This window comes from Streptomyces sp. NPDC103540 (assembly GCF_055584445.1).
This window is the reverse complement of the sequence record NZ_JBVJMA010000012.1, coordinates 201302-214650: the sequence shown is the minus strand read 5'-3', so window position 1 is coordinate 214650 and position 13349 is coordinate 201302. Positions and strand designations below refer to the sequence as shown.

Below are 13349 nucleotides of genomic sequence, written 5' to 3'. Positions count from 1 at the left end.
ATTGGAACACGACTGACTACGGGGGAGTGATGTCGGAAGCGGGGGGCGGCGCGGCCATGTGGGTGGTCGGCGCCGGAGTGGCGGCCGTCATGATGCCGTTCGTCATGTTCGTCGGCGTCAGCGGCGGCGGGGCGGACCCGAACATGGACGTCGTCGCGGGCGGCGCGCTCAATCCGAAGAACGTGCCCGCGCAGTACCTGCCGTGGGTGTTGAAGGCGGGCTCGATGTGCCCGCAGATCACCCCGCCGGTCATCGCCGCGCAGATCGAGGCCGAGTCCGGCTGGATCAACGGCCGTACCTCGCCCGTCGGCGCGCAGGGCCTGTCCCAGTTCATGCCCGGAACCTGGGCCGGTTGGGGTCGCGACGACGACGGCAACGGCCGAATAAACCCGTTCGACCCCGGCGACGCCATCATGGCCCAGGGCCGCTACGACTGCGCCCTCGCCCGGGACGTCGAGCGCTACAAGGCCCGCGGCATAGCCGCCGGCCCCACCCTCGACCTCACCCTCGCCGCCTACAACGCGGGACCGGGAGCCGTGGAGAAGTACGGCGGCATCCCCCCGTACCGCGAGACCCGGGGCTACGTCGTCGCCATCAAGAACGCCATGGCGAAGTACACGGCCATCGCCTCCGACCCCGGCGGCGGCACCATCCCCGCCGGCCAGCAGATGGCCTTCCCGCTGCGCGGCAGCTTCCCGGTCACCTCGCCCTACGGCATGCGCGTGCACCCGGTGACGGGCGTCCACAAGCTGCACACCGGCATGGACTTCGGCGTCGCGTCCGGCAACCCCGTCCTGGCGGCCAAGGAGGGCACGGTCACCTTCTCGGGCTGGAACGCCGCCTACGGAAACCGCGTCATCATCTCGCACGGCACCATCGGCGGCGCGCAGGTCTCCACCACCTACAACCACATGTCCGCCCTGAACGTCGGCGTGGGACAACAGGTCGGGGTCGGCACCGTGGTCGGGCTCGTCGGCTCGACGGGCTACTCCACCGGCGCCCACCTCCACTTCGAGGTCCAACAGAACGGCAGCTACGTGAACCCCGCACCCTGGATCGGCAGATGAGCGGGACGAGGAACCGGAAGAAGGGGAAGGGCGTCATGCGCAACGCGCTCGGCCTGGCACTCGCGACCGTCGCGGGCGCCGCGCTCCTGACGGGGTGCGGCCTGAAGGACCTGCGGGACGACAAGGGCGCGGGACCCTCGCCGCTGCCCTCCGTCTCGGAGACCTTCCCGGTCAAGGCCCCGCTGCCGGCCGGGAAGCCGCTCGACGGCCAGGCGAAGGTGCGACCCGTGCCCGCGCCCGACCCCGCCGACCCGAACTCCGTGGCCCGCGCCTGGCTGGAGACGGTCTACAGCCACGACACGGCGTACGACACCGGGCCGCAGGACGCCAACCTGCGCGCCGTCGACCACCTCACGCCGCAGCAGGCCGAGGCCGAGCGCGCCTACCGGCCCGGCGCCGGCAGCGGCGCGGCCTGGGCGGTCTGGGCGGAGCACAAGGCGTGGACCACGGTGGAGATCACCGCCGACGAGGACGACCAGGGCCCGGGTGACACGCCGACGTCCTCCTTCCGTACCTTCTACGTCGACGGCAAGGCCCACGGCCGCGACGGCTGGAACGGCACCGGGCCGCAGCTGACCGCCGTCGTGGAGCTGACCATGACCGCCCCGGGCACGTGGAAGGTCGCCGGAGCCACGGTGACGCCGGCCGCGATCCCGCCCGGTCCCGTCCCGACCACGTCGTCTTCGGCGTCCTCCTCACCGTCACCCTCCACCACCAACACACCCTGAGCCGAGCAGAGCCGAGGAACGCATGTCCCTATTCAGTCGACGAGGCCGGAAGTCGGAGCCCGCACCGCAGCCGGCACCGGTCGAGGCGGTCCACGTGGAGGTACGGGTCACGGCGGACGGCTACGCGGAAGTGGCGGGCCGGCCCGTCGTCGCGGGCGTCGGGGAACCGGTGCAGGACGCGGTGCTCGACTACCTCCACCGGCAGGCGCTGTCGAGCGGGGCGCCGGTCACCGCCACGGTGCGGGACGAGCGCATCGCCTCGATCGTGCCGATCCAGGTACTGGCGGACGGCTCCAGCCGGTTCACGGCGGAGCCGGTGCCGCTGCCCGGCGCGGTGCCGGTGGCGCCGGTCGCGCCCGAGGTGGCCGCGCCCGCGCCGGTGGTGCCGGAGGCGGTCGCGCCCGCGCCGGTGGTGCCGGAGGCGGTCGCGCCCGCGCCGGTGGTGCCCGAGGTGGCCGCGCCCGCGCCGGTGGTGCCCGAGGTGGCCGCGCCGCCGGTCGCCGTGGTGCAGGAGCCGCGCGCGGTCCCCGCGCCCGTCCCGGTGCCGCAGGCCCAGCCCGAGCCGACGCCCGTGCCCGCGCCGGTCGCGCTCCCCGAGGCGGAGCCCGAGCCGACGCCGGTGCCACTGCCCGTGCCGGTCGCGCTCCCCGAGGCGGAGCCCGAGCCGACGCCGGTGCCACTGCCCGTGCCGGTCGCGCTCCCCGAGCCCGCGCCCGAACCCGCGCCCGCCCCGGAGCCCGCGCCCGTCCCGCTCCCGGAGCCGAGCCCCGTTCCCGCGCCGGAGCCCGCGCCCGCGGTGGCGCCCGCGCCCGTGGTGGCGCCCGCCCCGGAGCCCGCGCCCGCGCCGGAGCCCGTCGAGGCGCCCGCGCTCCCCGCCGCGCCCGCCCCCGTACCGGATCCGCCCTCGGAGCCGGCGCCCGTGGTGACTCCGGAGCCCGCGCCGGAGCCCGAGCCCGTTCTCGCGCCCGCCCCCGCCCCCGTGCAGGTACCGCCCCCGCCGCCGATGCCGCCCACCGCGCCGCCCGTACCGCCCGCGCCCCCGGCGCCCCCGGCGCCCGCGCACGCGCCCGGGACCGACCTCATCGAGGGGCCCATCGCGCGGATCAACGACGCCATCCGCCGCGGCTGGATCGAGTGGGCCGCCGGCCACGCCCGGGAGAGCACCGCCACCGCCGCCGAGAGCCTCGGCTGGGAGGATCCCGGCGTGCTGCGGCTGCGCGAACTCAACGCGTACGTCGCCTACGTCGCCGGCGACGCCCGCCGCTCCTTCCACAGCTCCCTGGAGATCGCCCGGATCCGCTCCGGCCGCCAGGACCCGCTGGCCCTCCAGAGCGTCCACAACGCGGCCGCCGCCTGGGCCAAGGTGAGCGACCCGGTCGAGGCCGTCGCCATGGGCCGGGACCTCGTCGCCCTGTGGGTGCTCGCCGCGCCCGCCGGGGCGGACACCGCCCACCTCGACGCCGCCCGCGCCCGGATAGCCCGCATGGAGCAACGGGCCGCCCGCTGACCGGAACCGTCAGGAGCCGGCGGGCCCGCCCCGCCGGCGCAGGCGCGCCACCGTCGGGACCGCCAGCAGCGCGAGCAGCGCCAGACCCCCCGCCGCGAGGCCGGGGGCGAGGCCCTTCGGGGTGAAGGAGCACGAGACCCGGTCGGCGCCGGCCGGGACCTCGACGGCCACCAGCCCGTGGAAGGGTTCGATCGGCGCCGAGCACCGCCAGCCCTCGACCGCCGTCATCGCGAAGACGGCGGTACGGGCGCCGCCCGCCGGCAGCGTGGCCTCGATCGTGTGACCGCCGACGTCCACGGACGCGGCGCCCGTCGCCGTCAGCTCCCGCACCCGGGCGTCGAGCGCGGCCCGGTCCAGACAGCCGATCGGACGGTCGCCGGCCGTCGCGCCCTCGGTCCGGGTGTCGACGGCCACCTCGACGCGGCCCGACGCGGGCACCCGCCCCAGCGGCAGGACCCCGCTCATCCGGTCCTCCAGCGGACGCCGCAGCTCACCGGAGCGCAGCGTCCCGTACAGCTCGGGGGAGTACCAGAAGGCCTCGGAGCCGGGCGTGCACCGGGCGGCGTACGTCTGCTCGGTCGGGGTGCCGCCCGCCGTGACGGCCGGGACCTCGTAGACCCGGGCGCCGAGCACGTTCTCCTGCCGGGCGTAGACGCCGTCCGGGTTCGGCGACGCGAACGGGGCCCCGGACCGGACGGTGACCAGCGGGGGAGCCGCGAACCGCGCACCGGTCCAGGTGTTCGGCGCCGTCCCCGGCCGGACCCGCGCACCGATCGAGAAGATCGCGTCGAGCACCGGGTTGTCCGCCCCGAAGAAGGTCCGGCCGTCGTTCTTGTAGCCGTACCCCAGCGGCTCCAGCGCCCGGTAGGTGACCTCCGGCAGGTAGCTGCTGTAGTACTGCGGCCCCTCCGCCCCGAGCGCGAGCGCGTCGTTGTACGAGGTCTGCGGCGCGCCCGAGTCCGTCCGGTACGCGGGCCAGCCGTCCACGTCGCGGACCGCCTCGAAGTGGCGCGTGATCGACTGGCTGGAGGTGACCGCCGGCTTCGCCCAGCGCTCGCGGGCCCGCCGCGCGTCCGCGTTCGCCGCCGCCACGGTCGACTCCGCGAAGACCACGCCCACCATCAGCACGGCCGCCACCGGCACCAGCACGCGCCGCTTCCCGCCCAGCGCGAGCAGCACCAGCGCGAGCAGCGACACCGCGCCCCCGCCGAGCACCGCGGGCCAGGTCCAGCCGCCGAAGTCGTCGGTGTGCCGGAGCGCGAACGCGGCCACCACCAGCAGGGCGGCCGACAGGGCCAGGTGCGGGGGGCGGGGCCGGTGGGCGAGCGCCAGCCAGGCCACGATCACGACCATGCCGCTGAAGACGAACGCCTCGCGGTACGGATTGCCGTTCGGGACCGCGAGCCCGTGCCACACGTACTGCGTCGGAGGGAACTGGAAGGAGACGGCCACCAGCACGACCGCGGCCGCCCACACCAGTCGGGTGCGGCGGGCGACGGCCGTGTTGAACAGGAAGCTGCCGGCCAGGATCAGACCCAGGGAGGCGACGTACAGGCGCGGCCGGCCGCCCCACAGGTGCGTCGCCGGGAGCATCCCGGACAGGAACACGTCGATCCGCACCGGGTCGAAGGCGGCGGCCTTCGTCGGCTGCGCCGCCCCGCTCGACAGGAAGGACGGCAGCAGCAGCGGCAGCGTCAGCAGGATGCCGACGGCCGCCGCGGAGGCGGCCCGCCACAGCGCCCGCACCCGCTGCCGGCCGGTGAGGTCGAGGGTGAGCATCCGGACGCCGAGGAGCACGCAGGCGGCCATCGTGGCCATCATGGCGGTGTAGAAGTTCCCGAACCAGGCGAGCGCGACGAACAGCGCGACGCCCGGCCACCGCCGCTCCTCCAGGCACCACTCGACGGCGATGCCGAGCAGCGGCAGCGCCACCAGGCCCCACAGCCACATCGGGATGTACGAGGCGTCGCTGAGCGCCCACCCGCACAGCCCGTACGTCGCCCCGAGCACGCCCCGCTGCCACCACGGGCCGGGCTTCAGCTTGCCCAGGTACACCGCCATCAGCGCGGCGGCCGTGCCCATGGTGATCGGGGTGATCGCGAAGACGGCCAGGTCCACGTGTTGGCGCGGCACCAGGACGGCGAGCCAGGAGAAGGGGTTGCCGAGGTAGGTGTAGTAGTCGGAGAGGAACTGTTGTCCGAAGCCGCCGCGCCAGCTGAACAGCAGGTCGCCGGCGGCCTGCCCGTGCACCAGGTCCCACAGGGCGCGGTGGAAGGGCACGTACTGGTTGGCCTGGTCGTTGATGGCCCGGCCGGTGTCGCCGAAGGGGAACCCGCCGCGGGCCGCCCAGGCCGCGCAGAAGGCGCCCGATGTGACGAGGAAGGCCAGCAGGGGACCGTAGAGGCGGGAGAGCGCGCCGCGCCCGGTCGCCGGGCCGGCCGCGCCGTCGTCGGGAGGCGGCGTGTCCGCCGTCTTCGGCTCCGGTGTGACCGTCCCCAATGTCCCGCTCCTGGCACTCGTACGTGTTTGGACTGACCCGCTGCGATTCGCAGGAAGTGTAGTTCGCCCGCTCTACCACGAACGGGCGCCGGTCGCGCGGCCGGCCCGGTGCGATGCCCCGCCGCCCGTGTGCCGCTTGAGCTGTGGTCCCGTGGGGCGGGGTGCCGTGCCGCTTATGTTTTGACCGCAGTGGATGCGGTGGGTACGCTCAGACCTTGTGCCTGGGGTGTGCCTGGGCTCCCGTGCGTGTCCATCAACCGCACGCGAGTCGTATCGGCCACCGCGATCCACGCGTTTCCGCGCTTGCGCGGAGGTCCGCCGGATCCGACACACCCGACCGCGTGGGTCGGCAAAGTTCCAGGTTAGCTTCACTACACGGCACACAGAAACCGGAGAAGTAGTGCCTACGATCCAGCAGCTGGTCCGTAAGGGCCGGCAGGACAAGGTCGAGAAGACAAAGACCCCCGCGCTCGAGGCCTCGCCCCAGCGTCGTGGCGTCTGCACGCGTGTGTTCACGACCACCCCGAAGAAGCCGAACTCGGCGCTCCGTAAGGTCGCGCGTGTGCGTCTGACCTCCGGCATCGAGGTCACCGCTTACATTCCGGGTGAGGGACACAACCTGCAGGAGCACTCGATCGTGCTCGTGCGTGGTGGCCGTGTGAAGGACCTGCCGGGTGTTCGTTACAAGATCATCCGCGGTGCGCTTGACACCCAGGCTGTCAAGAACCGCAAGCAGGCCCGCAGCCGCTACGGCGCCAAGAAGGAGAAGTAAGAATGCCTCGTAAGGGCCCCGCCCCGAAGCGCCCGGTCATCATCGACCCGGTCTACGCATCTCCTCTGGTGACCTCGCTCATCAACAAGATCCTCCTGAACGGCAAGCGCTCCACCGCCGAGCGCATCGTCTACGGCGCCATGGAAGGCCTCCGCGAGAAGACCGGCAACGACCCGGTCATCACGCTGAAGCGCGCGCTGGAGAACGTCAAGCCGTCCCTCGAGGTCAAGTCCCGCCGTGTCGGTGGCGCGACCTACCAGGTTCCCGTCGAGGTCAAGCCGGGTCGTCAGTCGACCCTGGCCCTCCGCTGGCTCGTGGGTTACTCCCGCGCCCGTCGTGAGAAGACCATGACCGAGCGCCTGATGAACGAGCTGCTCGACGCCTCGAACGGTCTTGGCGCTGCCGTCAAGAAGCGTGAGGACACGCACAAGATGGCCGAGTCCAACAAGGCCTTCGCGCACTACCGCTGGTAGTCCCAACCCACATCGAGACCGAGAGAAGACTGAGCCGATATGGCTACCACTTCGCTTGACCTGGCCAAGGTGCGCAACATCGGCATCATGGCCCACATCGACGCGGGCAAGACGACCACCACCGAGCGCATCCTGTTCTACACCGGTGTGTCGTACAAGATCGGTGAGGTCCACGACGGCGCCGCCACGATGGACTGGATGGAGCAGGAGCAGGAGCGTGGTATCACCATCACGTCTGCCGCCACCACCTGCCACTGGCCGCTCGAGGATGTTGACCACACGATCAACATCATCGACACCCCGGGTCACGTCGACTTCACCGTCGAGGTGGAGCGTTCGCTCCGCGTCCTCGACGGCGCCGTCACCGTCTTCGACGGTGTGGCCGGCGTAGAGCCGCAGTCGGAGACCGTCTGGCGTCAGGCGGACCGCTACGGCGTCCCGCGCATCTGCTTCGTCAACAAGCTCGACCGCACCGGCGCCGAGTTCATGCGCTGCGTCGACATGATCAAGGACCGCCTCGGCGCCGTCCCGATCGTGATGCAGCTGCCGATCGGTGCCGAGGCCGACTTCCAGGGTGTCGTCGACCTCGTCCGCATGAAGGCGCTCGTGTGGTCCGCCGAGGCGACCAAGGGCGAGATGTACGACGTCGTCGACATCCCGGCCACGCACACCGAGCTGGCCGAGGAATGGCGCGGCAAGCTCGTCGAGCAGGTCGCCGAGAACGACGAAGAGATGATGGAGCTCTTCCTCGAGGGCGAAGAGCCCACCGAGGAGCAGCTGCACGCCGCCGTGCGTCGCATCATCCTCGGCTCCGGCAAGGGCAAGGGCGAAGCCACGATCACCGCGGTGTTCTGCGGTACGGCGTTCAAGAACAAGGGCGTCCAGCCCCTGCTCGACGCCGTCGTGCGCTACCTCCCGTCGCCCCTCGACATCGAGGCCATCGAGGGCCACGACGTCAAGGACGCCGAGGTCGTCGTGAAGCGCAAGCCGTCCGACGAGGAGCCCCTCGCCGCGCTCGCGTTCAAGATCATGAGCGACCCGCACCTCGGCAAGCTCACCTTCGTCCGGGTTTACTCGGGCCGCCTGGAGGCCGGCACCGCGGTGCTGAACTCCGTCAAGGGCAAGAAGGAGCGCATCGGCAAGATCTACCGCATGCACGCGAACAAGCGTGAGGAGATCGACTCGGTGGGCGCCGGCGACATCGTCGCCGTCATGGGCCTGAAGCAGACCACCACCGGTGAGACGCTGTGCGACGACAAGGCGCCCGTGATCCTGGAGTCCATGGACTTCCCGGCTCCGGTCATCCAGGTCGCCATCGAGCCCGCTTCCAAGGGTGACCAGGAGAAGCTGGGTGTCGCCATCCAGCGTCTCGCGGAAGAGGACCCGTCGTTCCACGTCCACTCGGACGAGGAGACCGGCCAGACCATCCTCGGCGGCATGGGCGAGCTGCACCTCGAGGTGCTGGTCGACCGCATGAAGCGCGAGTTCAAGGTCGTCGCCAACGTCGGCAAGCCGCAGGTGGCCTACCGCGAGACGATCCGCAAGGCCGTCGAGCGTCACGACTACACCCACAAGAAGCAGACCGGTGGTACCGGTCAGTTCGCCAAGGTGCAGATCGCGATCGAGCCGATCACGGACGCCGATGGTCCGGCGTACGAGTTCGTCAACAAGGTCACCGGTGGCCGCGTGCCGAAGGAGTACATCCCTTCGGTCGACGCCGGTGCGCAGGAAGCCATGCAGTTCGGCATCCTGGCCGGCTACGAGATGACGGGCGTTCGCGTCACGCTTCTCGACGGTGGCTACCACGAGGTCGACTCCTCCGAGCTCGCCTTCAAGATCGCCGGTTCGCAGGCCTTCAAGGAGGCCGCGCGCAAGGCTTCTCCCGTGCTCCTCGAGCCGATGATGGCCGTCGAGGTCACCACGCCGGAGGAGTCCATGGGTGACGTCATCGGCGACATCAACTCCCGCCGTGGCCAGATCCAGGCCATGGAGGACCGTCACGGAGCCAAGATCGTCAGGGGCCTCGTGCCGCTGTCGGAGATGTTCGGCTACGTCGGCGACCTCCGCAGCAAGACCTCGGGTCGCGCCAGCTACTCGATGCAGTTCGACTCCTACGCCGAGGTTCCCCGGAACGTCGCCGAGGAGATCATCGCGAAGGCCAAGGGCGAGTAACTCTTCCGAGTACACGCTTTAGGCTTGTCACCGGAGCCTCTGGGGCAACAGGAGCAACCCTCCCGTTGCCCCGGGGAACCCGGCTTTCCAGCAAAGATCACCTGGCGCCGATCTGTAAGGCGTACAGAACCACTCTCCAGGAGGACCCCCGTGGCGAAGGCGAAGTTCGAGCGGACTAAGCCGCACGTCAACATCGGCACCATCGGTCACATTGACCACGGTAAGACGACCCTCACGGCCGCCATTACCAAGGTGCTGCACGACGCGTACCCGGACCTGAACGAGGCCTCGGCCTTCGACCAGATCGACAAGGCTCCTGAGGAGCGCCAGCGCGGTATCACCATCTCCATCGCGCACGTCGAGTACCAGACCGAGGCGCGTCACTACGCCCACGTCGACTGCCCGGGTCACGCGGACTACATCAAGAACATGATCACCGGTGCCGCGCAGATGGACGGCGCCATCCTCGTGGTCGCCGCCACCGACGGCCCGATGCCGCAGACCAAGGAGCACGTGCTCCTGGCCCGCCAGGTCGGCGTTCCGTACATCGTCGTCGCCCTGAACAAGGCCGACATGGTGGACGACGAGGAGATCCTGGAGCTCGTCGAGCTCGAGGTCCGTGAGCTGCTCTCCGAGTACGACTTCCCGGGCGACGACCTTCCGGTCGTCCAGGTCTCCGCGCTCAAGGCGCTCGAGGGCGACAAGGAGTGGGGCGAGAAGCTCCTCGGCCTCATGAAGGCCGTCGACGAGTCGATCCCGACCCCGCCGCGTGACACCGAGAAGCCGTTCCTCATGCCCGTCGAGGACGTCTTCACGATCACCGGTCGTGGCACCGTCGTCACCGGTCGTATCGAGCGTGGTGTCCTCAAGGTCAACGAGACCGTCGACATCATCGGCATCAAGACCGAGAAGACCACCACCACGGTCACCGGCATCGAGATGTTCCGCAAGCTGCTCGACGAGGGCCAGGCCGGTGAGAACGTCGGTCTGCTCCTCCGTGGCATCAAGCGCGAGGACGTCGAGCGCGGCCAGGTCATCATCAAGCCCGGTTCGGTCACGCCGCACACCGAGTTCGAGGCCGCCGCGTACATCCTGTCGAAGGACGAGGGTGGCCGTCACACCCCGTTCTTCAACAACTACCGCCCGCAGTTCTACTTCCGTACCACGGACGTGACCGGCGTCGTGACCCTCCCCGAGGGCACCGAGATGGTCATGCCGGGCGACAACACCGACATGACCGTCGAGCTGATCCAGCCCGTCGCCATGGAGGAGGGCCTGAAGTTCGCCATCCGTGAGGGTGGTCGCACCGTCGGCGCCGGCCAGGTCACCAAGATCACGAAGTAATTCGTGTTCTGACCCGGTAGTCCGCGTGAGCGGACGCCATGTTTGACAGAAGGGCCCCTTCCCACCGCCTCGGCGGCGGGGAGGGGCCCTTTGTCATACCCCCCGGTAAGGATGGGATAAGGGGCCCGTGAGAGGCTCCGGCACGGATCGACGTACGCACGTTCGGGGTGGGGAGCATGGCGCAGCAGCAGCACGGTGACGGGTCGGGGATATCCGACGAGGAGTGGGCCCGGTTCGGCGACGAGGTCGCGCGGGAGCGCGCGGACGCGCCGAGGGAGCCCTCGGCGCGGGCGCGGATGGTCACCGAGCGGCTGCGGCGCGAGGAGGAGGAGCGGGCCCGGTCGGCCGGGCGCGGCCTCTTCGGACGCCGCCGGCCCGCGCCGAGCGACCCGCCGGGATGGCGTACGGGGCCGGCGTGGCAGGAGACGCGGGGGCGCGGGCGCGCCAAGCGGGGCCTGAAGGCCGCGGCGGCCATCGCGTGCATCGCGGCACTCGCGGTGATCGTCGTACGCCCCGAGCTGGTCATCGACCGGCTGACGGGGGAGACGCGGGACGGCGCGGGCTCCGCGAGCGCGGCCCCGCTGCCCGCGGAGTCCGTACGCCCCACCGCGCCCCCGCCGCCCGTGGACCCGGACCGGCCGACCCTGAAGGAGCCCTTCCGCGGCTCCCCGGCCCTCCAGTGGGCCGAAGGGGAAGCCGGCATCGAGGTGCCCGCGGCGAGCGCCCTGGCCGGGATGTCGCAGGAGCAGGTCGCGGGCGCGCTCGCGAAGGCGAAGACCTTCCTGGTCGCGGCCAACCTCGACCCCGCCACCCTGCGGGGTGAACGGCCCCAGGCGGCGTTGGCGCTCCTGGACCCCCGGCAGCCGAAGGTCCCCGAGCAGGTGGAGCGCTCCCTGACGCGGCCCACGAAGGAGGACGACCCCGCCACCCTGTTCACCCGCTTCGACCCGGCAGAGGTGCGGCCGGTGGGGGACGTGGTCAAGGTGCGCGGCAGCATGCGCGCGGAGGCGGGGGACCCCGGGGAGCTGCGGGTGGTCGCCGACTACACCTTCGTGTACCCGATGACGAAGCCGACGACGGCCGAGGACCGGGACGTGCAGCGCACGATCGTGCGCCGGCAGATCACCTTCTCGCTGCTCGACCCCTCGCGCTGGCAGGCCACCAAGGGGCGGCTCCAGCTCCACACGTACGACTCCGAGTGGTCGAACGTGCGGTGCGAGGCCACCGGAGGCTTCCTGCACCCGGACTTCCCGCAGGACGTCGCGGACGGAACGCAGCCCTCCGGGCCGGCCGTGGACCCGTACGACCGCAGCCGCGACGTCGAAGGCGAGGGCTGCGGGACCATCACGAGGTCCTGACCAGGGATCCCCGTCGCGTGGCGCGGTTTGACGTGTCCGCGCGGCGGGGTATTCTCTTCCGCCCGATTGGCCAGGTACGTGTCTCGTATGGCAGACTACTCAAGTTGCTCGGCTGAGTGCCGATGCTGTGCGCCTCCCGCCGGGAGGACCGGAAGCGAGTCCCACAGTACTCGTCGTCCTTAATCTGCCCCTCGGGGCAGCAATGGGGGCGGACGTACGGGAATCTTCTGGGAAGTGTCAGCACGGTGCCAACCAGGCACTCGGTGGGTGTTTCTCCCCCGAAGCGCGGTCAGGACCGCATCCCCTTGGACGAGGGAATTTCCGTATGGGAATTTTCTGTAGAGGGAGTGCGACACGCCCGACCGCGTGGGTCGGAGAGAAGCCGCGGAACCCCGTTCCGCAGCCTCCCGGGAGCCAGAGCGTTTCCACACAGAGACAGGACTACGGAGTAGCCATGGCGGGACAGAAGATCCGCATCCGGCTCAAGGCCTACGACCACGAGGTCATCGACTCCTCGGCGAAGAAGATCGTCGAGACGGTGACCCGCACTGGTGCGTCGGTCGCGGGCCCGGTGCCGCTGCCCACTGAGAAGAACGTGTACTGCGTCATCAAGTCGCCGCACAAGTACAAGGACTCGCGCGAGCACTTCGAGATGCGCACCCACAAGCGCCTGATCGACATCCTCGACCCGACGCCGAAGACCGTTGACTCCCTGATGCGACTCGACCTCCCGGCCGGTGTCGACATCGAGATCAAGCTCTAAGGGCCGGTGATCTGAGAGATGGCTAAGCAGATCAAGGGCATCCTGGGCGAGAAGCTCGGCATGACGCAGGTGTGGGACGAGAACAACCGTGTTGTTCCCGTCACCGTCGTCAAGGCCGGTCCGAACGTCGTGACCCAGGTCCGTACCAACGACATCGACGGCTACGAGTCGGTCCAGATCGCCTTCGGCGAGATCGACCCGCGCAAGGTGAACAAGCCCCTCAAGGGCCACTTCGCCAAGGCCGACGTGACCCCCCGCCGCCACCTGGTGGAGCTCCGCACCTCCGACGCCAGCGAGTACACGCTCGGCCAGGAGATCACTGCTGAGGTGTTCGAGTCCGGCGTCAAGGTTGACGTCACGGGCAACAGCAAGGGCAAGGGCTTCGCCGGTGTCATGAAGCGGCACAACTTCCGGGGCCTCGGCGCCGGTCACGGTGTGCAGCGCAAGCACCGCTCCCCCGGTTCGATCGGTGGCTGCGCCACCCCTGGGCGTGTCTTCAAGGGCATGCGCATGGCCGGTCGCATGGGTAACGAGCGCGTCACCACCCAGAACCTGACCATCCACGCGGTTGACGCGGAGAAGGGTCTGCTGCTCATCAAGGGCGCGGTCCCCGGTCCGAACGGCGGCCTCGTCCTGGTCCGTACCGCGGCCAAGGGGGCTTGAGGT

The 13349-nt window shown here is 70.7% G+C and carries 11 protein-coding genes; 10 read left to right on the top strand and 1 reads right to left on the bottom strand.

The annotated features are described in order from the left end of the window. Positions 1–29 precede the first annotated feature (29 nt). From ACZ6ZI_RS28040 to ACZ6ZI_RS28030, 3 genes are read left to right on the top strand one after another with little or no spacing between them, the layout of a single operon-like run. A complete protein-coding gene (locus ACZ6ZI_RS28040) occupies positions 30–1067 on the top strand; it encodes a peptidoglycan DD-metalloendopeptidase family protein (RefSeq protein ID WP_469525215.1) in 1038 nt (345 codons plus the stop codon). Then, on the top strand, positions 1064–1795 hold the full coding sequence (locus ACZ6ZI_RS28035; protein WP_469525212.1) for a hypothetical protein: 732 nt from the start codon (positions 1064–1066) through the stop codon (positions 1793–1795). Before ACZ6ZI_RS28040 ends, ACZ6ZI_RS28035 begins: the two co-directional genes overlap by 4 nt. A 22-nt stretch (positions 1796–1817) precedes the next feature. Continuing rightward, positions 1818–3302, top strand: coding sequence for a hypothetical protein (locus ACZ6ZI_RS28030; protein ID WP_469525210.1), 1485 nt, complete (start codon positions 1818–1820; stop codon positions 3300–3302). Positions 3303–3311: 9 nt separating this feature from the next. On the opposite strand, the gene ACZ6ZI_RS28025 is transcribed toward ACZ6ZI_RS28030, so the two are convergent. After that, positions 3312–5801, bottom strand: coding sequence for a YfhO family protein (locus ACZ6ZI_RS28025; RefSeq protein WP_469525207.1), 2490 nt, complete (start codon positions 5799–5801; stop codon positions 3312–3314). A gap of 400 nt (positions 5802–6201) precedes the next feature. On the opposite strand from ACZ6ZI_RS28025, the gene rpsL reads away from it, so the two are divergent. From rpsL to rplC, 7 genes are all read left to right on the top strand, one after another. Beyond that, positions 6202–6573: a 30S ribosomal protein S12 gene (rpsL, locus tag ACZ6ZI_RS28020; RefSeq protein ID WP_007265893.1), complete on the top strand. Its 372-nt coding sequence runs from the start codon at positions 6202–6204 to the stop codon at positions 6571–6573. 2 nt (positions 6574–6575) lie between these two features. Continuing rightward, a complete protein-coding gene (gene rpsG, locus ACZ6ZI_RS28015; protein ID WP_007265894.1) occupies positions 6576–7046 on the top strand; it encodes a 30S ribosomal protein S7 in 471 nt (156 codons plus the stop codon). Between the two features lie 39 nt (positions 7047–7085). Further along, positions 7086–9218 carry an elongation factor G gene (gene fusA / locus ACZ6ZI_RS28010; protein ID WP_469525206.1) on the top strand — a complete coding sequence of 711 codons (2133 nt, stop codon included), beginning with the start codon at positions 7086–7088 and terminating at the stop codon, positions 9216–9218. Between the two features lie 150 nt (positions 9219–9368). Further along, a complete protein-coding gene (tuf, locus tag ACZ6ZI_RS28005) occupies positions 9369–10562 on the top strand; it encodes an elongation factor Tu (RefSeq protein ID WP_363060133.1) in 1194 nt (397 codons plus the stop codon). A gap of 176 nt (positions 10563–10738) precedes the next feature. Next, positions 10739–11920 carry a hypothetical protein gene (locus ACZ6ZI_RS28000; protein WP_469525204.1) on the top strand — a complete coding sequence of 394 codons (1182 nt, stop codon included), beginning with the start codon at positions 10739–10741 and terminating at the stop codon, positions 11918–11920. Between the two features lie 454 nt (positions 11921–12374). Further along, complete coding sequence (gene rpsJ, locus ACZ6ZI_RS27995) at positions 12375–12683, top strand: 30S ribosomal protein S10 (RefSeq protein ID WP_003948644.1); 309 nt, start codon at positions 12375–12377, stop codon at positions 12681–12683. Positions 12684–12701: 18 nt separating this feature from the next. After that, positions 12702–13346, top strand: a complete 645-nt coding sequence (rplC, locus tag ACZ6ZI_RS27990; protein ID WP_069921521.1) for a 50S ribosomal protein L3 — start codon at positions 12702–12704, stop codon at positions 13344–13346. The last annotated feature ends 3 nt before the right edge of the window (positions 13347–13349 follow it).